The sequence below is a fragment of the Gayadomonas joobiniege G7 genome (genome assembly GCF_000300815.1).
GTDB lineage: Bacteria > Pseudomonadota > Gammaproteobacteria > Enterobacterales > Alteromonadaceae > Catenovulum > Catenovulum joobiniege.
Map to the genome: position 1 here is coordinate 381375 of NZ_AMRX01000003.1, position 25674 is coordinate 407048.

The 25674-nt window shown below is 42.4% G+C and carries 24 protein-coding genes and 1 tRNA gene; 22 read left to right on the forward strand and 3 right to left on the reverse strand.

Translation table 11 applies throughout. The annotated features are described in order from the left end of the window. Positions 1 to 45: 45 nt before the first annotated feature. The 7 genes from C727_RS0105840 (at position 46) to ung (ending at position 7547) form a co-directional block, all read left to right on the forward strand. Positions 46 to 414: a response regulator gene (locus C727_RS0105840; RefSeq protein WP_017444691.1), complete on the forward strand. Its 369-nt coding sequence runs from the start codon at positions 46 to 48 to the stop codon at positions 412 to 414. Then, positions 407 to 1021 carry a hypothetical protein gene (locus C727_RS0105845; protein WP_017444692.1) on the forward strand — a complete coding sequence of 205 codons (615 nt, stop codon included), beginning with the start codon at positions 407 to 409 and terminating at the stop codon, positions 1019 to 1021. Before C727_RS0105840 ends, C727_RS0105845 begins: the two co-directional genes overlap by 8 nt. Positions 1022 to 1024: 3 nt before the next feature. Beyond that, positions 1025 to 1963: a GGDEF domain-containing protein gene (locus tag C727_RS0105850; protein ID WP_017444693.1), complete on the forward strand. Its 939-nt coding sequence runs from the start codon at positions 1025 to 1027 to the stop codon at positions 1961 to 1963. A 198-nt stretch (positions 1964 to 2161) separates the two neighbouring features. Beyond that, positions 2162 to 4621, forward strand: a complete 2460-nt coding sequence (thrA, locus tag C727_RS0105855; protein ID WP_017444694.1) for a bifunctional aspartate kinase/homoserine dehydrogenase I — start codon at positions 2162 to 2164, stop codon at positions 4619 to 4621. Between the two features lie 4 nt (positions 4622 to 4625). Beyond that, positions 4626 to 5579 carry a homoserine kinase gene (thrB, locus tag C727_RS0105860; protein WP_017444695.1) on the forward strand — a complete coding sequence of 318 codons (954 nt, stop codon included), beginning with the start codon at positions 4626 to 4628 and terminating at the stop codon, positions 5577 to 5579. Then, positions 5580 to 6866, forward strand: coding sequence for a threonine synthase (gene thrC / locus C727_RS0105865; protein ID WP_017444696.1), 1287 nt, complete (start codon positions 5580 to 5582; stop codon positions 6864 to 6866). It begins immediately after the preceding gene. Positions 6867 to 6875: 9 nt separating this feature from the next. Next, a complete protein-coding gene (gene ung, locus C727_RS0105870) occupies positions 6876 to 7547 on the forward strand; it encodes a uracil-DNA glycosylase (RefSeq protein WP_017444697.1) in 672 nt (223 codons plus the stop codon). 28 nt (positions 7548 to 7575) lie between these two features. Here ung and C727_RS19300 read toward each other — a convergent pair whose 3' ends face one another. After that, complete coding sequence (locus C727_RS19300) at positions 7576 to 7752, reverse strand: DUF3545 family protein (protein ID WP_017444698.1); 177 nt, start codon at positions 7750 to 7752, stop codon at positions 7576 to 7578. A 205-nt stretch (positions 7753 to 7957) separates the two neighbouring features. Here C727_RS19300 and mpl point away from each other — a divergent pair, with 205 nt between their 5' ends. The 7 genes from mpl to msrA are packed head-to-tail and all read left to right on the forward strand — an operon-like array spanning position 7958 to position 14478. After that, the gene (gene mpl, locus C727_RS0105880) at positions 7958 to 9325 is read left to right on the forward strand and encodes a UDP-N-acetylmuramate:L-alanyl-gamma-D-glutamyl-meso-diaminopimelate ligase (protein ID WP_026052582.1); all 1368 of its coding nucleotides are present in this window, start codon (positions 7958 to 7960) and stop codon (positions 9323 to 9325) included. Then, a complete protein-coding gene (locus tag C727_RS0105885) occupies positions 9309 to 9929 on the forward strand; it encodes a flavin prenyltransferase UbiX (RefSeq protein WP_017444700.1) in 621 nt (206 codons plus the stop codon). Before mpl ends, C727_RS0105885 begins: the two co-directional genes overlap by 17 nt. Before the next feature lie 15 nt (positions 9930 to 9944). Next, positions 9945 to 10868, forward strand: a complete 924-nt coding sequence (locus tag C727_RS0105890) for an ABC transporter ATP-binding protein (protein ID WP_017444701.1) — start codon at positions 9945 to 9947, stop codon at positions 10866 to 10868. Continuing rightward, positions 10868 to 11638: an ABC transporter permease gene (locus C727_RS0105895; protein ID WP_017444702.1), complete on the forward strand. Its 771-nt coding sequence runs from the start codon at positions 10868 to 10870 to the stop codon at positions 11636 to 11638. The genes C727_RS0105890 and C727_RS0105895 overlap by 1 nt, the downstream gene beginning before the upstream one ends. Further along, positions 11638 to 12288, forward strand: a complete 651-nt coding sequence (trmB, locus tag C727_RS0105900; RefSeq protein ID WP_017444703.1) for a tRNA (guanine(46)-N(7))-methyltransferase TrmB — start codon at positions 11638 to 11640, stop codon at positions 12286 to 12288. The genes C727_RS0105895 and trmB overlap by 1 nt, the downstream gene beginning before the upstream one ends. A gap of 45 nt (positions 12289 to 12333) precedes the next feature. Then, positions 12334 to 13932, forward strand: a complete 1599-nt coding sequence (locus tag C727_RS0105905; protein WP_017444704.1) for a methyl-accepting chemotaxis protein — start codon at positions 12334 to 12336, stop codon at positions 13930 to 13932. A 12-nt stretch (positions 13933 to 13944) separates the two neighbouring features. Next, the gene (msrA, locus tag C727_RS0105910; protein ID WP_017444705.1) at positions 13945 to 14478 is read left to right on the forward strand and encodes a peptide-methionine (S)-S-oxide reductase MsrA; all 534 of its coding nucleotides are present in this window, start codon (positions 13945 to 13947) and stop codon (positions 14476 to 14478) included. Here the strand turns inward: msrA and C727_RS0105915 are convergent. Beyond that, a complete protein-coding gene (locus tag C727_RS0105915; protein WP_017444706.1) occupies positions 14442 to 16079 on the reverse strand; it encodes a response regulator in 1638 nt (545 codons plus the stop codon). The genes msrA and C727_RS0105915 overlap by 37 nt on opposite strands. Positions 16080 to 16151: 72 nt before the next feature. Continuing rightward, positions 16152 to 16236 (reverse strand) — tRNA-Tyr (locus C727_RS0105920). A gap of 119 nt (positions 16237 to 16355) precedes the next feature. On the opposite strand from C727_RS0105920, the gene C727_RS18995 reads away from it, so the two are divergent. The 8 genes from C727_RS18995 (at position 16356) to C727_RS0105960 (ending at position 25674) form a co-directional block, all read left to right on the forward strand. After that, positions 16356 to 16862, forward strand: a complete 507-nt coding sequence (locus C727_RS18995) for a VC2046/SO_2500 family protein (RefSeq protein WP_017444707.1) — start codon at positions 16356 to 16358, stop codon at positions 16860 to 16862. Positions 16863 to 16949: 87 nt separating this feature from the next. Further along, positions 16950 to 19091, forward strand: a complete 2142-nt coding sequence (gene flhA, locus C727_RS0105930) for a flagellar biosynthesis protein FlhA (protein WP_017444708.1) — start codon at positions 16950 to 16952, stop codon at positions 19089 to 19091. A gap of 41 nt (positions 19092 to 19132) precedes the next feature. Next, positions 19133 to 20554: a flagellar biosynthesis GTPase FlhF gene (gene flhF / locus C727_RS0105935; RefSeq protein ID WP_017444709.1), complete on the forward strand. Its 1422-nt coding sequence runs from the start codon at positions 19133 to 19135 to the stop codon at positions 20552 to 20554. 59 nt (positions 20555 to 20613) lie between these two features. Further along, positions 20614 to 21477, forward strand: coding sequence for a MinD/ParA family ATP-binding protein (locus C727_RS0105940; RefSeq protein WP_017444710.1), 864 nt, complete (start codon positions 20614 to 20616; stop codon positions 21475 to 21477). 6 nt (positions 21478 to 21483) lie between these two features. Continuing rightward, positions 21484 to 22206, forward strand: coding sequence for an RNA polymerase sigma factor FliA (locus tag C727_RS0105945; protein ID WP_017444711.1), 723 nt, complete (start codon positions 21484 to 21486; stop codon positions 22204 to 22206). A 30-nt stretch (positions 22207 to 22236) separates the two neighbouring features. Then, positions 22237 to 22620, forward strand: coding sequence for a chemotaxis response regulator CheY (gene cheY, locus C727_RS0105950; protein WP_026052583.1), 384 nt, complete (start codon positions 22237 to 22239; stop codon positions 22618 to 22620). A gap of 39 nt (positions 22621 to 22659) precedes the next feature. Continuing rightward, positions 22660 to 23373: a protein phosphatase CheZ gene (locus C727_RS0105955; RefSeq protein WP_017444713.1), complete on the forward strand. Its 714-nt coding sequence runs from the start codon at positions 22660 to 22662 to the stop codon at positions 23371 to 23373. A 15-nt stretch (positions 23374 to 23388) separates the two neighbouring features. Next, positions 23389 to 25674 (forward strand): chemotaxis protein CheA, encoded by a 2286-nt coding sequence (locus tag C727_RS0105960; protein WP_017444714.1) that lies wholly within the window; start codon positions 23389 to 23391, stop codon positions 25672 to 25674.

Genomic DNA, 25674 nt, shown 5'->3' on the forward strand with positions numbered 1-25674 from the left:
ATGCCAATTAAATAGACAAAAAGATCTAACAATAAGAATAAATTAATGACAGAAGCCGTATTAATTTGTGACGACTCAGCGTTAGCTCGCAAGCAACTGCAAAAGCAACTACCTGCTCAGCTTGCAACGAACGTTGAATTCGCTAAAGATGGATTGGATGCGCTGACACGCATGCGCAACCATAAGTTTAAAGTTGTATTTCTTGATTTAACCATGCCAGAGATGGATGGTGTCGCCGTGCTTCAACATAATCAAAAAGAAGCACTGTGCGACAAAATAATTGTGGTGTCAGCGGATATTCAACCTGCGATGCAAGACAAAGTGCATCAGCTAGGTGCGTTGGCGTTTGTTAAAAAACCAATATCAAATGATCACTTGGTTGATATCTTAAAAGAACACGGAATCCATGATTGATTTATCGTTAACAGAAGATCAGCGAGACTGCTTACAAGAGCTCGTCAATGTTGCTATGGGTCGCGCCAGTGATAAATTGGCAAGATTTTTACAAACTTTTGTGCACTTAAGGGTTCCAGCTATAGAGTTAATATCAGCTCAAGTATTACCACAATCTTTTGCTGAAGCATATGCTGATCAAGGCGTTTCTATGGTTAGTCAAGGCTTTTATGGTGAACGGGGTGTACGCGGAGAGTCGATTTTATTCTATCGCTCCCATGATGCTCAAGGCATCGCACGTATTTTAGGATATGAACCTGAAGAAGCGACCGAAGTAGAGCAACTTACAGATATCAGTTCTATTCTAACTACAACTTTTTTAAGTGGCTTAGCTGAGCAAATAGATAATCATATCGGGTATAGTGCCCCTAGAGTTGTGACTTCAGACGATACCTCTATTGAAAAGCATCTTCAGCAATTATCCTTTACATGGGAACTGGCTTTAAAGGTAGACATTAGCTATCAAGTCACCGATTATGCATTCCACTGTGATATGGTGTTATTGATCCCAGGTGAGGCGATTCATAGTTTTCAGCAAGCACTCGATAATATTCTAAACGAGATTTAATAAATGCTGTCGCCAAAAACTTATGATGTTTTGCTTAACCGGCTGAACTTAGGGGTGATTGTCGTTAATTCGGCGTTTGAAGTTGAATTTATCAATCACTTTATTGAAACACAGTGCCAAGTCAATTACAGCGATAGTGTGCAGCAGCCGTTATTTAGTTTATTTAGTGATTTGCCTGAAGCTTGGTTAAAACGCAAAATTCAAAGTGTTTTTGTACTTGGCACCCCCGCTTTTAGCAATTGGGAACAGCGGCGTCATGTTTTTAAAATGCGCCATACTCGACCTGTGACGACGCAAAGTGACTACATGGTGCAAAATCTGTCTTTTTTGCCGCTTTCTCAGAATTCAGAAGTGGTGCAACAGGTGGCTATTATTATTGAAGATGTCACTGATACCTGTTTTTATCAGGAGCGCTTGCAAGATACGTTAAAAACGCTAGAGCATACCAGCCAAACCGATGCGTTAACTGGCATAGCGAATCGGCGTTTTTTTGAAGAAAGATTTTTGTATGAGTTTGCCCGGGCTAAAAAACAGCAGCTTGAGTTAAGTCTGATGATGTTTGATATGGATAGGTTTAAGTCCATTAATGACTTTTATGGACATCAGGCAGGAGACTATATCTTACAAGAAGCGGCTCAGCTTATTACTCAACAAATGAGTCGCTTAGATGTTTTTGCTCGTTATGGTGGTGAAGAGTTTTGTTTAATATTACCGCAAAAAAATATTATGCAAGCGCACCAGTTTGCTGAGTCAGTTCGGCAAAAAATTTACGCACATGATTTTGTATTTGATAATCGCCGTATTCAAACTTCCATTAGTGTTGGAATAGCGCAATTAGATGAAGATAGTGAAAGTTTTGAAAGTTTAGTGACTCAAGCAGATATTGCGCTGTATCAATCTAAGCGCGAAGGCCGTAACCGAACCAGTTGTTATAAAAAATAATCATTGACAGAAAAAGCTAGATAAGGCACAGTTTCGCCCCATGAAAACCAGCGCAAATCACATAATTATCCAAATTATTACCATCACTTTTTCATAAGGGGTGGTCACTGGCTATTGCGCGCAGCATATCAATTTAAAGCAAAAGCCCGTGACCCAAAAGGTCACGGGCTTTTTTGTCTGAAAAAATAGGGTAAGTAGATGCAAGTATTAAAGTTTGGTGGATCCTCTTTGGCAAACGCAGAGCGTTACCAAAGAGTCAGAGATATAGTGCTCGAAAAGAGGCAAGCGACCCCGGTAGCCGTAGTTTTATCTGCGCCAAAAGGTGTCACCAATATTTTGGTGGCCATGGTAGAAGCGGCCCGCATTGGGCAGTCAATTGCCCCGTTATTCTCAGAGTTAGAAAATCTGATCGACGGTATTATTAACGAGCTTGCAAGCAGCACCGAACAATACGATAAAACCAGTGTATCTGCATATAAAGAAGACAAATTAAGCTTTTTAAAAAATCGCTTGAAAGGAATTCAGCTGTTAGCCGATTGCCCTGATGCGGTGAATGCCAGCATTATTTCATTGGGTGAATATTTAAGTGCCGAGATTTTTGCCGCACTCATACGAGCCAGTGAGCAAGCCGCGACTGTTTTAGACCCAAGAGAGAGGTTAGTTGCACGCGGCAGTTATTTAGAAGCGCAAGCGGATATCGAAGCAAGCCGAGTCAAGTTTACTCAGCTGCCATTGTCTGATGATCCTGTTTGGGTTATGCCTGGTTTTTGTGCCGCCAATGAGCATGGCGAACTGGTCACTTTAGGTCGAAATGGCTCCGACTATAGCGCTGCGATTTTATCGGCCTGTGTGGATGCCAGCGTTTGCGAAATCTGGACTGATGTGGATGGCGTTTATAACGCTGACCCTAACAAGGTTTATAACGCTCAACTGGTTGAGCAGTTATCTTATCAAGAAGCGATGGAGTTATCTTATTTTGGTGCCAAGGTATTACACCCTAAAACTATTGGTCCAATTGCCCAATATTCTATTCCTTGCCGCATTCGCAATACCCTAAATCCAACGGCACCAGGTACTTTAATTACTAATGTTAGCAGTGACAGTGAACACTATGTTAAAGGCATCTCAACGCTGAATGATGTCACCATGGTCAATGTTGCTGGGCCTGGCATGAAAGGCATGGTGGGCATGGCGAGCCGAATTTTTGATGCCATTTCAAGAGCAAAAATATCCGTTGTTTTAATTACCCAGTCATCAAGCGAATACAGCATCAGCTTTTGTATTCACTCTGTCGATTCAGCTCGTGCTCGTTTAATCCTTGAACAAGAGTTTGAACTTGAGCTGAGAAATCATCTGCTGGAAAATATCGAGCTTAGAGACCATTTATCTGTTATCTCTATTGTTGGTGACGGCATGCGATTGCATCAGGGCATTGCAGCACGCTTTTTTACCTCGTTAAGCCAAACGAAAGTAAACATAGTTGCGATTGCACAGGGCTCTTCAGAGCGCTCTATTTCTGCCGTGATTGAAGGTAAAAAAGCTCAAGATGCCATTAAAGTAACCCATCAAAACTTCTTTACTAACTTGCATGTAATAGATGTGTTCATGGTCGGCTGTGGTACTGTCGGTAAGGTATTAATTCAGCAGTTAGCTAAGCAGCAGCCTATTTTAAAAGCACGCAATATAAGCTTACAGGTTTATGGCATCGCAAATAGCCGAAAGATGTTAGTTAATCCTCACGGCATTAATTTAGCAGAATGGGAACAAGACCTAAGCAATGCCGACAGTCAGTTCACCTTAGCGAATCTGCAAAAGTTTGTCACCGACAATAACTTAATCAACCCTGTGATCATAGATTGTACTAGTAATGAAGCCATTGCCGATCAATATGCTGACTTTTTAAGTGCTGGCTTCCATGTGGTTACGCCAAATAAAAAAGCCAATACTTCTTCGCTGGCTTATTACAACAAAGTGCGCGAGGCGGCGGCTGATACCAATCGACGCTTTTTATACGAAACAAACGTGGGTGCCGGTTTGCCGGTGATAGACACACTGCAAAGTTTAATCAATGCTGGCGATGAACTCACTGGTTTCCAGGGTATTTTATCGGGTTCACTCTCTTTTATCTTTGGCAAATTAGATGAAGGCATGAGCATGTCTGAAGCCACGGCGATTGCGCGCAGTAACGGTTTTACTGAGCCTGATCCACGTGACGATTTAAGTGGTATGGACGTGGCGCGCAAACTTTTAATTATGGCCCGAGAAGCAGGTATGCAACTTGAATTAGACGACATTCAGATCGAATCTGTACTACCAGAAGGATTTGATGCCAGTGGCGATATAGATACCTTCATGGCCAATTTGCCGGGAGTGGATGCGCACTATGCCGAGCTTAACCAAAAAGCGAAAGAAGCAGGTAAAGTACTTAGATACGTGGGTATTATTGAAGATGGTCAGTGCCGCTGTAGTATCCAAGCGGTGGGCCCAGAGCATCCACTCTATGTTATTAAAGACGGTGAAAATGCGCTAGCGATTCATAGCTTGTATTATCAACCTATTCCGTTGGTGATCCGCGGTTATGGCGCGGGTGCGGAAGTGACAGCAGCCGGTGTGTTTGCTGATCTTATGCGGACTATGCCGTGGAAGCGGGAGGTTTAATAAAATGCCAGTCACTGCGTTTGCGCCGGCATCGACCGGTAATGTAAGTTTAGGGTTTGATATTTTGGGCTTATCGCTAGCCCCTGTTGATGGCACTGCATTGGGTGACCGTGTCACTGTCGTTGCAGAACAAAGTGAATTCAGCTTAACGTGCAGTGGCCGCTTTGCTGATAAATTGCCGGCCGAGGCTCAACAAAACATTGTTTATGATTGTTTTTTAGGTTTTCAAAAAGCAATGCAAGGGTTGGGTATCGACGTTGCACCAGTTTCTATGAAACTGGAAAAAAACTTGCCAATAGGCAGTGGTTTAGGTTCATCAGCAGCATCAATAGTTGCAGCACTCGCTGCCCTGAATGCGTTTTATGGCTACCCGCTTAACCAAGAGCGTTTATTACGTTTAATGGGGGAGTTAGAAGGCCAAATAAGCGGCAGCATACATTACGACAATGTAGCACCTAGTTATTTAGGTGGTTTGCAGCTAATGGTTGAAAGCGAGACTCAAGTCAGTGTCTCTTTACCCGTTTTCGATAACTGGTATTGGGTTGTTTGTTATTCTGGTGCGAGTGTATCAACGTCTGCCGCACGTAAAATTTTACCGGCTGAATACAGCCGTGCAAACACAATAGAGTTTGGCCGTCAGCTGGCGGTTTTCACCCATGCTCTGTATGCAAAAGATGAAGCATTAGCTGCAAGCGTCATGCGAGATGTGATTGCTGAACCTTATCGTAAATCTTTATTAGAAGGGTTTGATGATGCGCGTGAATTTGCTGAGCAAAATGGAGCTTTGGCTTTTGGTATATCAGGCTCAGGCCCAACCGTGTTTGCGGCCGTTAAAGATTTAAACAATGCCGAAACCATTAAACAATGGTTAGAATCAAATTATATTAAAAATGAAAACGGTTTTGCTCATGTTTGTCGGGTTGACCAGCATGGCACTCAGATTTCAGAGGAAAGTTAAGTGCAATTATACAATTTAAAAGATGCGTCTGAAGAAGTTAGTTTTTCGCAAGCCGTGAAGCAAGGTTTAGGGCGTAAACAGGGGTTATTTTTTCCTAAATCATTACCTAAGTTATCAGACATTGACGGGCTGTTAGCGATGCCGTTTCAAAAGCGTAGCGTTAACATCATGTCGGCATTAATAGGCGATGAGTTAGGCCATGATACCGTTGAAATGTTAGTCAATAATGCTTTTCAATTTACTGCACCTTTGGCGCATGTAACCGAAAATATTTATTCATTGGAATTATTCCATGGTCCAACGTTAGCTTTTAAAGATTTTGGCGCACGCTTTCTGGCTCAATGTTTATCGCATTTAACGCCGGCGGATGAGGCCATTACAATTTTAACCGCGACATCGGGTGATACAGGCGCAGCCGTTGCTCAAGCGTTTCACGGTTTAGCGAATATTAACGTTGTTGTTTTATACCCTAAAGGTATGGTCAGTCCGTTGCAAGAAAAGCAATTTTCAACCTTAGGTGATAACATCTACAGTGTAGAAATTGATGCAGCTTTTGATGACTGTCAGGCCATGGTTAAAGATGCTTTTGATGACCAGGAAATCCGTGAAGATTTACACTTAAACTCAGCCAATTCAATTAATATCGCACGTTTATTGGCTCAAGTTTGTTATTATTTTGAAGCCGTCGCTCAACTGCCTGTTGATAAACGAAAAGAGGCTGTTTTTTCTGTGCCTAGTGGTAACTTCGGTAATCTGGCGGCAGCTATGATTGCCAAAACTATGGGGTTACCGATTAAACGTTTTGTGGCAGCAACAAATAGCAATGATACAGTACCAAGATACTTGTTGTCTGGTTTGTGGGAACCAAAAAAGACAGTTTCTACTATGTCTAATGCAATGGATATCAGCTCACCAAATAACTGGCCGCGCATTGAAGCAATGTTTGAAGCAGGCTATTTAGATAAATCAATTTTAACGGCTGAAACGGTAGACGAAGACTATACTCACATGGGTGTTCGTCAATTAAACAGTTTGGGTTATCAAAGTGAACCTCATGCAGCGGTTGCTTATAAAGCGTTAAAACGTAGCCTGACTGACGATGAAGTTGGGATCTTTTTAGGGACAGCACACCCAGCTAAATTTAAAGAAACGGTTGAAAATATATTAGGTGTGCCGGTTGCATTGCCAAAAGAATTAGCTGAGATTGCAAATAAAGACGTATTGTCAGCACGAATGCCAGCTGACTTTGCTCAGCTAAAAGCTTATATGTTTGAAAAGCTGGCGTAACGTCTAATTATGCTTTGGCAAGATGTATTAGCCGCAGATAAAAATGCGGCTTATTTTCAGCGTCTTTTGAGTTTTATCGCTGAGCAAAAAGCGCAAGGTAAGGTTATTTATCCACCTCAAGCGCAAATTTTTTCTGCGTTTGAAGCAACCGAATTAGCGGATGTTAAAGTGGTGATTTTAGGCCAAGATCCCTATCATGGCGCTGGTCAGGCCCATGGTTTATGTTTTTCAGTGCCGCCTGGTATCAAAGTCCCACCATCACTTAAAAACATTTATAAAGAGCTGAGCTCAGATATTCCAGGATTTAAAGTACCTGAACACGGCTGTTTAACCAGTTGGGCTGCACAAGGGGTGTTTTTATTGAATACCGTTTTAACCGTTGAAGCGGGAAAAGCACACTCGCATGCAAAATCCGGTTGGGAAACTTTCACCGACGCAGTGATCGAAAAAATCAATCAACATAAAACAGGGGTTGTTTTTATGTTGTGGGGGGCTCACGCGCAGAAAAAAGGGGCTGCGATAGATACAAAGCGCCACTTAGTGCTGCAAGCACCGCATCCGTCCCCATTGTCCGCACATCGCGGCTTCTTGGGGTGTCAACATTTTAGTCAAGCCAATCAATATTTGCAGAAGCAAGGCGTAAAACCCATTGATTGGTCGAGTATTTGTCAGCCAGCTTAAGCTGGCTGCATATTCCCAAGTGACAGGTTTAATGGCTGGTACTGGTATCTAGTTGATTAAACAGGTCGATATCTTCTAGCTCTTTGTTTAGATTACGTTGATCTAGGATGGCTTCAATTTCACGCCATTTACGTTTTTTACTGCTTTTACTCTCAGGGTTATTACGACGTTGGGCAGGGGCGAACATTTCATTAGTAGCTTCCATTATCAGACTCCGTATATTTGAGAAGTTGCGATTAAAAACCTGACTACAGAGCCAGTCTAATTTTCAACTGTGACCAAATCATTAACCTTTTATTAAAGCTTCATGGCGCGGTCAGCAATAAAAATGGCGGTTGTGGCATGATCCACTCTGCACATTAAACTGTTACAATAGTCAAATTCTTATACTCAACACATAATTCAGCTAAATGCATATTCATATACTAGGAATTTGTGGCACTTTTATGGGAAGTCTTGCCATACTAGCGCGCCAACTCGGTCATAAGGTCACAGGCTCAGATCAAAATGTTTATCCGCCAATGAGTACACAGCTTGCTGCGCAAGGTATTGAATTGATACAAGGTTATGACCCAAGTCAGTTAGATCCTGAACCTGATCTTGTCATTATCGGCAATGCGATGTCTCGAGGTAATCCAGTCGTTGAAGCCGTCTTAGAGCGCAACTTAGCGTATCAGTCTGGCCCCCAGTGGTTATTTGAACATGTTCTAAAAGACAAATGGGTCGTCGCTGTGTCAGGTACCCATGGCAAAACCACGACAACGAGTATGCTGGCATGGATCTTAGAAGATAACGGCTGTCAGCCTGGTTTTTTAATCGGTGGTGTGGCGCAAAATTTTAACGTTTCAGCTCGTTTAGGTAACTCAATCTTTTTTGTGATAGAAGCGGATGAATACGATACTGCATTTTTTGATAAACGCAGTAAGTTTGTTCATTATCACCCCCGAACGTTGGTGATTAACAATCTTGAGTTCGATCATGCCGATATTTTTTCTTCATTGGCTGACATACAAACTCAGTTTCATCATATGCTACGAATGCTCCCGCAAAGTGGGCGGGTGATTTATCCCGCCAATGATGCCAATATTGAGGCTGTTTTTGAAAAAGGTTTATGGTCAGAAAAACTCGCGTTAGGAGATGACTGGGAAATCAAAGCACTGGCGCAAGATTGGCATACATTCGAATTACTGAAATCGGGTCATTCTGAAGGCATTTTAACTTGGTCCTTAATAGGTCAGCATAATGCAATGAATGCGGCTATGGCTATTCTAGCTGCCCACCACTGTGGTGTCAGGGTCGCTGACGCTATTCAGTCGTTAGCTCGTTTTATTAGTGTTAAACGGCGGTTAGAGTTGATTAGTGACCTTGGCGACATCCAGGTTTATGATGACTTCGCCCACCACCCAAGCGCAATTAAAACAACACTGGATGGACTGGTCGCAAGTGGCCGAGGACCAGTGACAGCGATCTTAGAACCTAGATCAAACAGTATGAAGATGGGGGTGTTTAAACATCAATTAGCGGATGCCCTGCAAGGTGCTGAGCAAGTTTATTTATATCAGGATCCTGAATTGACTTGGTCGTTGACTGAGGTTCAAGCGGCTGTTATTGCCGCTGGGGCACACTGTCATTTATTGAACAATGTTGACAAGATTGCCAAAACAGTTGCCCAGCAAGCCAAAGCCGGTGAGCAAATTGTGATCATGAGCAATGGCGGGTTTGGTGGTTTACAGCAGAAATTAGTGGATCAGTTAAAACAATATGCCGCAAACAAATAAACAAATAACCCTTGCACTGACAGGTGCATCAGGGATGCCATACGCGTTAACCTTGATTAAAAGCCTGCTGAAAGCGGGTGTCTGCATTCATTTGCTAGTATCATCCGCAGCTAGAGTGGTATTAAAAACCGAAAGTCAGTTAGATGTGCCGGCAGCGCCAGATAAAGCACAAAAGTTTTGGCAAGACTATTGTGGTGTCGAGGGGGGGCAGATCTTATGTTATGGCAAAGAAGAATGGTTCTCGCCTGTTGCATCCGGCTCAGCTGCGCCGAAAACTATGCTGGTTTGTCCATGTAGCATGTCCACTGTCTCGGCTATCAGTCAGGGCAGCAGTAATACGCTCATAGAGCGGGCGGCCGATGTGGTGATCAAAGAGCGAGGGCAACTAATTATTGTACCCCGTGAAATGCCTTTTTCTGTGATTCACCTAGAAAACATGACTCGCTTAGCCAAGTTAGGCGCGACTATCATGCCTGCTTGTCCAGGTTTTTACCACCAGCCGGAAACAATACAAGACCTCACTGATTTTGTGGTTGCTCGAATTTTAGACCATATGGCGATCGAACAAAGATTGCTTACTCCATGGGGCTATAAACATAAATAAGGTTATATAACGTCTATGTACGCATTAGATATTAAATCGCTCAAAAAAACTTATAAAGGCGGGGTTGAGGCATTAAAAGGCATCGATCTCAAAGTTAAGGAAGGAGACTTTTTTGCCTTGTTGGGTCCAAACGGGGCCGGTAAATCAACAACAATAGGTATTCTAAGTGCTCTTGTAAATAAAACATCAGGCCAGGTTAAAGTTTTTGATTATGATATCGATCAGCAGCTGGAAGCGGCCAAGTCACAAATTGGTTTGGTTCCTCAGGAATTTAACTTTAATCAGTTTGAAACTGTGCAGCAAATCGTTGTGAATCAAGCGGGTTATTATGGGGTTGAGCGTAAAGAAGCGATTAAGCGCAGTGAAACCTATTTAAAACAAACTGATTTATGGCATAAACGAAATAGCCCGGCACGAGAATTATCAGGTGGAATGAAACGTCGTTTGATGATCGCTCGAGCTATGATGCATCAACCCAAATTATTAATTTTAGATGAACCGACCGCTGGTGTTGATATCGAAATCCGGCGTTCAATGTGGCAATTTTTAAAAGCTATCAATGAAAGTGGCGTCACTATAATTTTAACCACGCATTATTTGGAAGAGGCTGAAAGTTTATGTCGAAATATTGCGATTATCGATAAAGGTCGAATTATTGAAAATACGAGTATGAAAAAGCTTCTGGGTAAACTCAGTGTTGAAACTTTTATCTTAGATTTAGATAAAGACTATCAAGCGCTTGATTTGAGCCAGTGCGAAAGCCAGTTGCTTGACGCCCATACGCTGCAGATAGCGCTAAATAAGGGCTGTCATTTAAACCAGGTATTTGCTGAACTCACTGAACAAGGTGTTGGCGTTTTAAGTATGCGCAACAAAGCCAATCGCCTAGAGGAGTTGTTTGTTCGCTTAGTTGAAGAAGGTAGAGAGGAGCAAGGCTAATGCAGGCTGGATACCGTATTGCTTTAAAAAGCATTTTATATAAAGAGTGTAATCGATTTTTACGAATTTGGGTGCAAACCTTAGTGCCACCTGCGATCACCATGACCTTGTATTTTGTCGTGTTTGGCAGCTTGATAGGCCGACGCGTCGGTGAAGTTCACGGTTTTGATTATGTCGAGTTCATGATGCCTGGTTTAATTATGTTATCGGTAATAAACAATGCGTATTCTAATGTGTCTTCGTCGTTTTTTAGCGCTAAGTTTCAACGTAACATCGAAGAGCTGCTAATCGCCCCTGTTCCGACTTTTGTGATTGTGGCAGGTTACGTATTAGGCGGGGTTATTCGAGCAGTACTCGTTGGGGTTATTGTCACCGTTGTGGCACTCTTTTTTGTTGATATTCAAATTCACAACCTTTTTGTTATTTTGTCTGTATTATTATTAACGGCAACCTTGTTTGCGTTGGCGGGTTTAATAAACGCTGTTTATGCTAAAACGTTTGACGATATCAGCATAATACCGACTTTTGTTTTATCACCGTTAACTTATTTAGGTGGGGTATTTTTTTCTGTGTCTATGTTGCCGGGATTTTGGCAGCAGGTTAGTCAGCTAAACCCAGTCATTTACATGGTTAACGCGTTTCGATATGGCTTTTTGGGTATTTCTGATGTCAACTTAACGTTTGCATTTTCTGCACTTGTGAGTTTAACCCTGGTATTGTTTGTTATTGCCGTGCGTTTAATTGACCGTGGTACAGGAATTAGAAGTTAATGAGTATTTCTAGGTCTATTTCATCGGCGCAAACAGAGATCCATAAAGACTTACAAAAACAGGTTGAACGCCACCTTGAGCACGAATTTCGCAAACCTATTGCTGCTCATACTGAGCGTGCTTACGAAAAAATTATGGATAAGGTCAGCCAAGATCCACGACCGGTTATTTTTGATGCTTGTTGCGGCGTTGGTGAAAGCAGCCGCCAATTAGCGGAAAATGCCGTCGACAAGTTAGTAATAGGGGTAGATAAGTCAGATTTTAGACTTAATAAAAACTACCCGAACAGAAAGGATAATCTCTTGCTCATCCGAGCAGATTTAAACGATTTGTATCGTTTATTTGCACGTGATAAGGTTCTCTTTTCACAGCATAAAATACTTTACCCTAACCCCTGGCCGAAAATTTCTCATTTAAAACGCCGGTGGCACGGTAGCGCTGTGTTTCCTCAGTTAGTCGCACTGAGCAAAGACCTTGAACTAAGGTCAAATTGGTTAATTTATTTACAAGAGTTTCAAGCTGCGCTAAAAATATTGGGTCATGAGAGTTATATCAAACAGCTGAGCATTGAAACACCTTTGACCCCTTTTGAAGCCAAATACCACAACAGTGGCCAACCTCTATTCCAATTGGTTAGCCAATTGGTTTAATGTTTTTATCATAAACACCTTAGTTGTAATCATAGGTAACCTAACATGAATGTTTCAAGTATCCGCTTTAAAAGTACGATCCCCAGTCTAGCTTTGGGGTTTACTTTAGTTTTGGTATTTTTCAGTTTTTCCTATTTGATGAAATTACAGACGCAAGCGCTAGATGCTCAGTCGGAAAAATTTTTAAATGCTATTTCGGTTGTTCTCAACGCGGATCGAGATCTCTATCAAGCGCACACAGCACAATTAAATGCACAGCTTAATAGTGCAAGCCTAGATGCAAATCAACAGGTATTTGATGAAAATGTATCTCAGGTGCGTGAGCGCGTTGAGCAGTTTAGGCATTATATGCAAGATTACCCAGAAGTCGTTACTCGTTTATCTGAGTTTGAAAATAGCTTGCAAAATTGGTTGCAACTGAGAGCTGCAAATAGCACTGATTTTAGCCAAACTGAAAAAAGCTCAGAGTTGGCGGCTTTTGAGCAGGTTCGAGGATTATTAGACAGCGCTGGCGAAGCAGCTGAGCAAGCATCTGTTGATGTGATCACACAATTGCGCGACGAGTCACAGGCGTTTGTACAGGTTGCAGCTGCCGGTATCATCATTATTCTGTTAGTGGTGGCCTGGCTAAGTTATTCAGTGCCGAAAAAGCTGGCTGCACAAATTAATCAATTAACCGAAAAAATTCATCAGATAGCTCGGGGAGATGGTGATTTAAGCAGCCGTTTGGTCGTTGAAGGACAAGATGAATTTGCGAAGTTGGCTAACGAATTTAACGGTTTTGTTGAAAATTTACGTCGACTTATTCGGTCTGTATTAGAGCAAAGTACTGCCATGAATCGTTTAACGGATACGTTAAAAGAATCGTCAGAAACAACGCGTGAAGTGACAGGTGTATTAAACAATGCATCAGACTCAATTGTCAGCGCTGTACACGAAATGAATTTGGCAAATAAAGAAATGGCTCAAGTGGCGACAGATACAGCTTCCGAAGCTGAAAATTCGAGCAATAAAGCGCGCCAAGGTCAGCAGATTATTCAGATCTCAAGTGAAAGAATTTCTGATTTGTCGAAAGAAATGCAGGTGGCACGGGACGCAACCGATGTGTTGGAAGAAAACAGTCAAAAAATTGCGTCGGTATTAAATGTCATTCGAGACATAGCCGAACAAACGAATTTGCTTGCTCTGAATGCAGCAATTGAAGCAGCAAGGGCAGGCGAGCAAGGTCGTGGTTTTGCTGTGGTTGCCGATGAAGTGCGAACCTTGGCGACCCGGACCCAAGACAGTACAAACGATATTCGCAGCATGATAGAACAATTAGAGGTCAGTGTGGCCCATTCAGCGAATGCGGTCACTGATGGGCAGCAACATGCGGATTCTGCACTTGAGAGTTTTTCTGAAGCTTCGTTATTATTAAATGATATGCTCAAATCATCTGATCGAGTACATGAATTGTCGGTGCAAACTGCGCAAGCAACGGAAGAACAAACTTGTGTTGCTGAAGAAATCAGCCAAAATTTATACAAGCTTAACGAAGAAAGTGAGCATGCATCTGATATCGCAAAAACGGCAGAATCGCTCGCCAACGAAATCAGTCAGTTATCTGATAATTTAAATCAATTGGTGGGCAAATTTAAACTTTAAACTGGAGGCTTTATGCAAAAAGCAATTTTCGCAGGTGGCTGTTTCTGGTGTATCGAAGAAGCTTTTAAACGATTAAACGGCGTTAGCCAAGTGCATTCGGGGTATATTGGCGGCGATGCAGACACAGCAAATTATAAAGCTGTTTGCAGCGGCCAAACCGAACATGCAGAAGCGGTTAGCGTAGAGTTTGACGAAACCGTCATTGGCTATGAGCAGCTTTTGGATGTGTTTTTTGACATTCATGATCCAACTCAGATTAATCGCCAAGGCCATGATGTAGGTCGTCAGTATCGCAGCGCGATTTTTTATCTTGATGAAATCCAAGCCCAGCAAGCAAAAGACAAAATTGCCGCACTTAAACAAAATGGTATTGATGTGGTCACTGAGTTAGCGCCAGCCAGTGAGTTTTATATCGCAGAGGCTTATCATCAGGACTATTATCGCGGTAATAGCCAGCAACCATACTGTCAGGTGGTGATTTCGCCTAAACTTGCCAAGTTGTCTAAAAATCATGCGGATAAATTGGCCCATTTAGAAAATTCGTGAGATAAGTCCTGATATCTTTTTTGCTGTTTAGCTGGGAGTGGGATTTTAGCTAAATTTTTAAAAAATGTTGTGAGCTTGTATTTAGTATCCGCTGCCATTTTTTCTCTTTCATGGGCCTGCTTAAGGCAGGCCAAAATGAGGTTTAACATGCAGCCTGTATTGTAAGGCGCGACTGTCAAAGCTTGCTCAAATGCATGAACAGAATCCGCATATTTTTTTTCGTTATATGCTTGGATTCCTTTTAGGTTGAGCTGGTTGAAACGACTTGCCTTATCTTGGTATTGGCGATTATAGAGCTGCAAACTCAGATTAATCTGAGGATCTAGGTCCTCTCCGTTATTTTGAGCTGCTTTAATAATAGCATCTGCTTGTTCGAACTCGCCTATTCGATTCATGATAGTGGATTTTTCAAATATAAACTCAACAAAGTTCTGTTGGTTTTCTTTTTCATGCTGTAAAAATTGATAAATCTTTTGCTTGCTGGTATTTAAATTGCCGTGAATTGCTTCTAGCCGGATCCGACATAATCTTTCAAATGCATTAAATTGTTCACTGTTGTGCGTGTCGTCATTACGTGCTCTTTGTAAAGCCAAAGAGGCTTCTTGCATATATTTGTTTTGTTCATGTTTTTCGACAGCTTGTTCCGCAGCGTTAATTACCGAGCGGATATAGTTAAAACTATGCTGTATATCCTGCTGTACCGAATGACGAGTCATTTCTAAAATAAAACGATTGGTCTCGCAAGCAATTTCATATAATTCATTTTGCTGTGCGATAGCGACTAATTTCTGTTGGCGTTTAACGGAATAAGGGGAGAGCTCACTGGCTTTAATCGCCATTTCTAATGAGCGGGCCGGTTCATCTAATGCAATCAGTGCATCTGTCATAATATCGTATGAATCTATGATCAACGGGCTTATTTTTATGACCGTTTGAGCGACCTGAACGGCCTGGCGGTATTTTTTTTGTGCCAAATAAATACGCGCTAAATGAACTTGTGCCCAGCTTGATGTTTGCTGCTTTAATGAGGCGGTGACTAATTGTTCTGCTTTATTATATTGCTCAGTTTTAAAATACAGCTCAGCCAAAATATTTTGGCAATAGTTAGTGTACTTAGGAAAGTCTAAAATAAGCTGTTTACAGATAGGAATAGCAGCCTGATATTGCGCTTTTTTCATATATTGATGAAGCAGTAACAAGCTATTGCGTTTAATGTAGGCGCGCTCCATTCGTTGGCGTAAAACGTTTAACGAAAAAGGTTTCATTAAATAATCGTCAGGTTGCAATTCAATAGCCCCTAACACCATAGGCCTGTGGCTTTCGCCTGTGATAATAATAGTGACAGTATGGGCGCTGATAAAATTTTTTTCTTTAAGCTCTTCGAGGAGTTGGCGACCGTTTTTTTTGCGATTACCCAAATTATAGTCGATTAGAACAATATCAAATGGACGGCGACGAGATTTGCCAACGGCGGCTTCACCACTACTGGCTAAACTGATATCTCGGGCGCCAAGATTGACTAATAAGGCTTTTAACATCAACTGAAAAGCACGTTGATCGTCAACAATTAAAAAGCTAGTTTCCTTAAAATTAATTGCCATAACATCAAACGGTTAAATAAGGTAAGACTAAGATACGCTAATAAGAAGCCAAATAACAGGCAAAAAAAGAAGTGGTGGAGGGGGCTGGATTCGAACCAGCGAAGGCGGAGCCGTCAGATTTACAGTCTGATCCCTTTGGCCACTCGGGAACCCCTCCGAAAGACGCTGCGCATGGTAACAGAATATTTTACCCTGTAAAGCTTTTTTGTTAAAAAATTAAAGAAAACTGAAAAGTGGACGAAATAAAAGCGTAATCCAATAAAAAGTGGTCATTAAATGCAAATCGAAAGTCAGTTATTAAGTGAGCTTGAACTCGCCGGCTCTTTAAACAACGCCGTTAGTACTGCACGTCGTGCCGATTTTTCGATTTTATTGGCGTTAATGGAACAAGACGTCAGTCAACATGCACAATTTAAATTACCGCGAGAAACCCGAGAATTAGTTGTACAAACGGAAGAGAGCTTAAAACGCCAGCTTGGGGTTCGGGCGGCCTATAAGTTAGCCGCAGATGCACAGGCGTATGCGAGCGCAAATGCTCAATGTCAGGCCGTCTCAAACAGCGATTTTGTAACGAGTCAGTTATTAACTTGCTTACAGCAACCAGCATTAGCTCAATACAATGACGAAAAACGCATCGATGATGAAGTGCTGCAAAATATGCATTTATACGCCCAAGCAAAATACCAGTCAAAAACAACAGCAAAAGCAACAGAACAAACACCAGATGCGACTCAACTATTAGATATTCTCGTTGACTTAAATGAATCTTCATTTTCGAAGTAACCTTCTTTTTCAATTATATTTCTGACTCTAGGCACGTAAGTTGCATTGGCTCCCTGAGCAATCTAACCATGATGGGATCTTGACAGTATGCAGCTTGCGCAAATTTTTTCGCGACAAAATTTTAATAAAGAACAGCTCCATAAAATTACCGGCTTAGGTGTGGCTGGTGCCGTATTAGCCGTTTTAGCTATGGTTGTTTTGCCTATCCCTGCAATTCTGCTGGATATTTTATTCTCGTTTAATATTGCGCTTTCAATGATTGTTTTACTGGTCGTTGTTTATACGTTGAAGCCGCTTGAGTTTGGCGCATTTCCAACAGTTATCTTAATTGCCACTGTTTTTCGGTTAGCTTTGAATATTGCCTCTACACGGGTGGTGTTATTAGAGGGGCATGAAGGTGGTGATGCCGCAGGCCAAGTGATAGCTTCATTTGGTGAAGTGGTGATCGGTGGTAATTATGCGGTCGGTTTAGTGGTATTCGCCATTTTAATGATCATTAATTTTAAAGTAGTCACTGCCGGTGCGGGACGTATCTCGGAAGTGAGTGCAAGGTTTACCCTAGACAGTATGCCGGGTAAACAAATGGCAATAGATGCAGATTTAAATGCCGGTTTTATTACTCAAGAAGAAGCGGTTGAACGCCGTAATGAGATCACTGAAGAAGCAGATTTTTATGGTTCTATGGATGGTGCGAGTAAATTCGTTAAAGGGGATGCAATTGCGGGTCTCTTAATAATGCTGATTAATATTGCTGGTGGTTTGGTGATAGGCATGGTCCAGCATGATTTAGACTTTTCTAACGCAATTGAAATTTATACCTTATTAACCATAGGTGATGGTTTGGTTGCTCAAATCCCTTCATTGCTGCTGTCGGTAGCCACTGCAATTGTTGTCACTCGGCAAAATTCTTCTATTGAACTGGGTGACCAATTAACGACTCAGTTAGGCAATACTAAAGCCATGTATGTTGCGGCCGGGATTTTATTTGTCATGGGCATTATTCCTGGCATGCCACATCTTGCATTTATCTTATTGTCGTTGAGTATTCTGGCAGCCACTTATTTTTTAAATAAAAAACGAGAAAAGAGCGGTCGTGGATCAGGACAGTTAATGTCTGCTAATGCAGCGAGCGGCCAAGCTAAAAGTACCCCAGCGTTGGGCGATAACTCAGCGCCGCTTGGCGAAAACAAAGAAATTAGCTGGGATGATGTACAGCCAATGGATGTGATTGGATTAGAGGTTGGTTATCGTTTGATCCCTCTGGTTGATAAATCTCAAGGTGGTGAATTGTTAGCACGCATTAAAGGGGTTAGAAAAAAATTGTCTCAAGAGCTGGGATTTTTAGTGCCTGCGGTACATATTCGTGACAACCTGGATTTATCACCGAGTATTTATCGGATATCACTGATGGGTGTTGTAATTGGTGAAGCCGAAATTTATCACGATCGTGAACTAGCCATTAACCCAGGCCAAGTGTTTGGTAAATTAAATGGTGTTGCTACGCGCGACCCTGCATTTGGTTTAGAGGCGGTGTGGATTGGTCCTGAGCAGCGTGAGCAAGCGCAAACGCTAGGTTATACAGTGGTAGATGCCTCCACGGTTGTCGCCACCCATCTAAGTCAATTATTAACGAATCAAGCTTGGCAGTTAGTGGGGCATGAAGAAGCACAAAATCTGTTAGATATGTTGGCGAAATCAAATCCGAGATTGGTTGAAGGTCTAGTGCCAGACATGATGAGCTTATCGACCTTAGTCAAAGTACTGCAAAACTTACTGTATGAAGGGGTTGTCATCCGTGATATGAGAACCATAGTCCAGAGCTTAGTAGAGTATGCTGGTAAAAGCCAAGATCCTGATGTGCTTACCGCAGCGGTACGTATTTCTCTACGTAAATTGATAGTACAGGAGATCTCTCAAGGCATGGACGAACTCGCCGTCATAACTTTGTCGCCAGAGTTGGAGCAAATATTGCATCAGTCTATGCAAGCGAGCGGCGCAGAGGGTGGGGGGATAGAACCTGGGCTGGCAGAGCGCATTCAAAAGTCGTTGCAAGAGTCTGCACAACAACAAGAAATGAATGGCGAACCTGCTGTCTTATTAACCTCCGGTGTACTGCGCTCAGTATTAGCAAGGTTTACTAAAAACACTGTACCTGGCTTGCATGTATTGTCCTATCAAGAAATCCCGGACGATAAACAAATTCGCATTGTGCAATCGATTGGTCAGTAGCGTCAATTATTTGGCTTGGCGGTAGAGGTGAGGAGAGATAAATGAAAATTAAACGTTTTGTGGCAAAAGATATTCGTGCGGCGCTCAATCAAGTTAAAGCAGAGCTGGGAGCGGATGCAGTTATTATGTCAAACAACAAAACCGCCGAAGGGGTTGAAATTGTTGCGGCCGTTGATGAAACGCCTCAAGCAGCCGTTCAAGTTCAGCCTCAACCCGCTAAGCCGCACAGTGCTCAGCGGGCGCCAGTTAACACCAGCGAAGCCGAATCGGCGCCAGTGGCGGATAGCTTACAAGCTATTTTACAGCGCCAAGCAGAACATTCTGCAAAACAGGCTGTTGCTAATTTAACCTCGACTCATAAACGCCAACAAATCGAAGCCCATTCAGCGAATGCGGTTAAACCAAAACTTGATGCCCAAACCGCTTATACGAGCAATGCTAAAGCAGCCACCGAGCTCACTGGGTTAGATGATGATTTTGAAACAAATGACGTACAAGACAATGAATTAATACCAAGCGATAACGAACGTTCGGAGCTGAGTTCGATTAAAGCAGAGATGGCTGAGTTAAGAAAATTATTGCATCACCAAGTTTCTGGTCTAATGTGGCAAGAAGTGGCACGCAGTCAACCGCAAAAAGCCTATGTTATAGAACGTTTGAGAGAAATGGGTATCAGCGAAGCCGTTGCTGAGCAAGTGGCGGGTTTTATTGCAGCCGATAGCAGTCAGTCAGAAGCCTGGCAACAGGCGTTGCAGTTATTAAGTAACAAAATTTCGGTGACCCGTAATGATATCATGCGCCAAGGTGGTGTTGTTGCGTTAGTTGGTCCTACTGGCGTTGGTAAAACAACCACAGTGGCTAAACTGGCGGCCCATTTTGCCAAAAAATATGGTCCGGAATCAGTCGCTTTAGTGACCACTGATACCTATCGTATTGGCGCTTACGAACAATTACAAACCTATGCAAAAATTATTGGTTGTCCGTGTAAAGTCGCGCATAATAGTGATGAACTTAGTCAATTATTGCAGCAGCTAAAAAATCGAAAGTTGGTTTTAATTGATAGTGCAGGTATGGGGCAAAAAGACATTCGCCTGGGGCAACAAATGGATGTATTGATGCAGACGGTGGGTGTGCAGATTCGTAGTTATTTAGTATTGCAAGCCACCGCACAACAAAAAGTGATGCAAGAGGCAGTACGTTATTTCAGCCGCACTCGGTTAGCCGGTTGTATTTTTACTAAACTGGATGAATGTAATAGCCTGGGTGAAATTATTAGCACTGCCATTCAAAATAGTTTGCCAATAGGGTATCTTACCGATGGTCAGCGAGTGCCAGAAGATATTAAAGTAGCCAGTGCTAATTATTTAGTCAAAAAAGCGGCTATGTTTTTAGACGCTGAAATGTCAGCTCGTACAGTTCAGACACATTCAGCACCACAAAGATCATTTGCCGCTGCCTATTAGTTAAGATATAACGCATCGGTAGTTTTTAACGATAGGCCTGCAAAAAGAATTTAGAAGTTATGATAGCAAAAAACGGATACGGTGATCAGGCCAATGGCCTTCGTAATATGCAACAAGCCAAAGTCAAAGTCATTGCAGTGACCGGAGGCAAAGGTGGTGTTGGCAAAAGTAATGTGTCGTTAAATTTATCTATTTCGTTAGCCAAACAAGGCAAACGAGTCCTGGTTTTTGATGCAGATTTAGGCCTTGCGAATGTTGATGTTATGTTAGGCTTGCGAGTTGAAAAAAATCTGTCTCATTTTTTATCAGGCGAGTGCCGCTTAGAAGATATCTTAGTGACGGGGCCGGCGGGCATTAAAATAGTACCGGCGACTTCGGGCACACGCAATATGGTAGAGCTAACACCCACAGAACACGCTGAACTAATTCGAGCCTTTAGTGCTTTACAACATCAATTTGATGTATTAATTGTGGATACGGCGGCCGGTATTTCGGATATGGTGCTGAGCTTTTCTCGTGCGGCTCAAGATGTTTTGGTTGTGGTTTGTGATGAGCCAACCTCAATTACAGATGCCTATGCTTTAATTAAAGTGCTAAATCGTGACTTTGGCGTTTATAAATTTAAAATTGTTGCCAACATGGTTCGTTCAATGCGAGAAGGGCAAGGGTTATTTGCAAAACTCTCTAAAGTCACTGACAGATTTTTAGATTGTACGCTAGACTTGGTTGCGGTGATCCCATTTGATGAAAATATTCGTCGTGCGGTACGTAAACAAAATGTGATTGTGAATGCTTACCCATCATCACCGGCCTCCTTGGCATTTAAAAACTTAGCAGGTAAAGTGGCAAAATGGCCAGTACCGGAGACTGCTAATGGTCATATGGAATTTTTCCTCGAACAATTAATTTCTCCAGGAGCTTAAGTTGTTGTGAATAAAGTGGCTGCCTATCAAACGACCGACCATAAACAAGCTTTGGTTGAAATGCACCTGGCTTTGGTTAAACGCATAGCACATCATATGATGGCGAGGTTGCCTGCCAGTGTGCAGGTGGATGATTTAATTCAAGCAGGTTTAATCGGCTTGTTAGAAGCATCGAATAACTTTGATGGTAGCAAAGGTGCCAGTTTTGAAACCTTTGCGGGGATCCGAATACGCGGCGCCATGTTAGATGAAATTCGCCGGTGCGATTGGGCTCCGCGTTCGGTACATAAAAATAGCCGATTAATTTCTGATGCAGTGGCTGCAGTAGAAAAAGCGACGGGGCGACACGCCAAAGATTCAGAAGTGGCTGAAAAACTTGATATTTCGCTTGATGAATATCATCATATTCTAAATGATGTAAACAGTGGTAAAATCATAGGTATTGAAGATCTTGGGGTAACAGAAGATGTTATTGGCCAACAAGATGATGATGAGCAAAATGCGCCTTTTGATGATGTTGCCGAAAGCGCGTTTCATCAAGCTTTGGCAAAAACGATAGAAACCTTGCCTGAAAAAGAAGCTTTAGTCTTGTCTTTGTATTATGATGAAGAACTAAATTTAAAAGAGATAGGTGCAGTCTTGAGTGTGAGTGAATCTCGTGTTAGTCAGATTCACAGTCAGGCGATGCACAGATTAAAAGCCAGAATGCGAAGCTGGACCGAAATTTAATACCATTTCCCTAGTAGTGCGGAGGAAACTTTGGATAAAAATATGAAAGTTCTTGTTGTTGATGATTTTTCAACAATGAGGCGAATAATTAAAAACCTGCTAAGAGATCTCGGATTTACTAATGTATCCGAAGCGGATGATGGCGCCACGGCACTACCTATGCTGCAAGGCGGGGATTTTGACTTTGTTGTGACCGATTGGAATATGCCAGGGATGCAAGGAATTGATTTATTGAGAGCGATCCGTGCAGATGAAAAATTAAAACATATTCCAGTATTAATGGTGACTGCAGAAGCTAAAAAAGAACAAATTATTGCAGCCGCTCAGGCTGGTGTAAATGGGTATATTGTTAAACCTTTTACCGCCGCAACGTTAAAAGAAAAATTGGACAAAATCTTTGAGCGCTTAGCCTGATTTATGTTCGGGAGATAACTCTTGCAGTCGAACGTACCTATGATAAGCCTTGCTGATGCGCGCAGACTTGTTGAATGTCTGGAGCAAGGAGACAACCAAAGCGCTAACCAGATTTTTGTGCAAGCTTCGCAATCTGCTAATGCAGATTTAATTGACGAAGTGGGAAAACTGACCCGCCAACTACATGATGCTATGGGAGATTTTCAGATCGATGAACGTTTAATTGATCTGGCGAAAGCAGAAATACCCGATGCTCGTAGTCGCTTAGAGTACGTAATTAAAACCACCGAAGCCGCAGCCAATAAAACAATGGATGCGGTTGAAGAAAGCCTGCCGATTGCCCAACAACTGAATAAAAACATTAAAGATCTAATCCCAACTTGGGATAAATTAATGACTCGACAGATTGAGTTATCTGAATTCAAAGTGTTATGTCACAGTCTTAACCACCTATTATACGAATCTGAAGCTGGATCAAAAAATTTACAAAACCGCTTGAATGATGTTTTAATGGCACAGGACTTTCAAGATTTAACCGGTCAAGTATTGACCAAGGTGATCAGTTTAGTTAAAGAAGTTGAAGACAACCTGGTAGCTTTGTTAAAAGCATATGCCGCCGACGATGACGCCCGACCAGTTAGCCAAAAATCGCAGACAGGCCCTCAAGGCCCAGTTATAGATCATACTAAAACACTGGATGCGGTGAGTAATCAAGATGAAGTCGACGATTTATTATCTAGTTTAGGATTTTAGCAGAGGGCCGCTTGAATGAGCTTCGAAGTAGATGAAGATATATTACAAGATTTTTTAGTTGAAGCGGCTGAAATCTTAGAACAGTTGTCGGAACAACTTGTAGAGTTAGAAAATAATCCACAAGATACTGATTTATTAAATGCTATATTTCGCGGTTTTCACACGGTTAAAGGCGGTGCTGGTTTTTTAGCCATGACCCCGCTTGTTGACGCCTGTCACGGTGCCGAAAATGTTTTTGATATATTGCGTAAAGGACAGCGTCAAGTCACCGCCGAATTAATGGACGTGATTTTACTCGCGTTAGATACTATTAACGTGATGTTTGCACAAATTCAAAATCGTGAAGAACCTGACCCAGCGGATGCTGAATTACTGCACGCATTGCATCAACTAAGCGAGCCTGAAGGTGCCCAGCCACAGGCTGAGAGTCGACAAGTTGAAAACCCTGCGACGACCAATCACACTGCGATCGCAAAACCAGCTCAAGCTGCCGAGATCGAAGACGTGGGCGATGCCAGTATTGATGAAATTACCGATGAAGAATTTGAACGATTATTAGATCAGCTGCATGGTGTAAATCAAGGGCCAGGCAAATCACCAACAGCGGGCACGTCTGCACCAGCCACTCATACAGCAGCGGAGAAGCCAGCCACAGCTTCAATAGCGAGTGGCTCAGCCAATAACAGCAGTGATGAAATCAGTGATGATGAATTTGAAGCTTTATTAGACGAGATTCATGGTAAAGGTCAGTTTAAAGCGACGCCTGACGCGAGTCCAGAGGACAAATCGACCGCAAAGCCGAATGCTGAAAATAACCCAGCATTGACGGTGAGCGAATCAGTCAATGATAAAGATGAAATCAGTGACGACGAATTTGAAGCTTTGTTGGATGAGTTACATGGAAAAGGACAGGCACCTGGGGCACTTATTGGTAAAACAAGCCCTACAGACAAAGCAACCCCGCCTGCAAATGAACAAAAAATCAATGTTAGTCCGACGCCAGATTCAGCTGTAAGTTCTGCTGACAGGGCGGATAAAGGACCAAGCCAAGCAGTGAATACGCCAGCGGCACCGCAGCGCAAACCCATGCCGAATGCGGATAAGAAAAAGCCAGCCACCGCTGCGGCAGAAACTACCCTGAGAGTTGATACCAAACGTCTTGATCAGATAATGAACATGGTGGGTGAGTTGGTATTAGTACGCAACCGCTTATTAAGTTTGGGTGGCAATGTCAGTGACGAAGAAATGTCGAAAGCGATAGCCAATCTGGATGTGGTGACAGGGGATCTGCAAGGGGCTGTGATGAAAACTCGCATGCAGCCTATCAAAAAGGTATTTGGTCGTTTCCCTCGCGTGGTCAGAGATCTGGCGCGTTCGCTCAATAAAGAAATTTCATTAGAAATGGTTGGGGAAGAAACTGATTTAGATAAAAATTTAGTAGAGGCACTGGCTGACCCCTTGGTTCACCTCGTACGTAATTCAGTTGACCATGGTATTGAAATGCCCGACGTACGGGAAGCTGCAGGTAAACCCAGATGTGGTAAAGTGACTTTATCCGCTGCTCAAGAAGGCGATCATATCTTATTAACCATTAAAGATGATGGTGCAGGTATGGATCCAGAAAAGCTTAAAGAAAAAGCTATCAAAAACGGCATCTTAGATGTGGACTCAGCGGCTCGCATGCTGGATAGTGAGGCCTATAATTTAATATTTGCACCTGGCTTTTCAACGAAAGAGCAGATTTCTGATATCTCAGGTCGAGGTGTTGGCATGGATGTGGTGAAAACTAAAATTAACCAGTTAAATGGTTCTGTGGTGATCCACTCTGAAAAAGGTGTAGGCACTGAATTATCGATCAAAGTGCCTTTAACATTAGCGATTTTACCTACTTTAATGGTGATTGTCTCTGGGCAAACTTTTGCACTACCGTTAACGGGTGTGAATGAGATCATCAATTTGGATTTGAAAAAGTCGAATACTGTTGATGGCCAGCTGACTATGATAGTTCGAAATAAAGCGATACCAATCTTTTATCTGCAAGATTGGTTAACTCGCCCAAGTAATGAAAGTAAAAGATGTGGCAGAAATAATGGTCATTTAGTGGTGATTCAGCTAAGTACTAACAAACAAATCGGGTTTGTTGTTGACGCCTTAGTCGGTCAAGAAGAAGTTGTCATTAAACCATTAGATGCCTTATTACAAGGAACCCCTGGGATGGCCGGTGCAACTATTACCAGTGATGGTGGGATAGCCCTGATTTTAGATGTTCCGGGTTTGTTGAAAAAATATGCTAAACGCTGA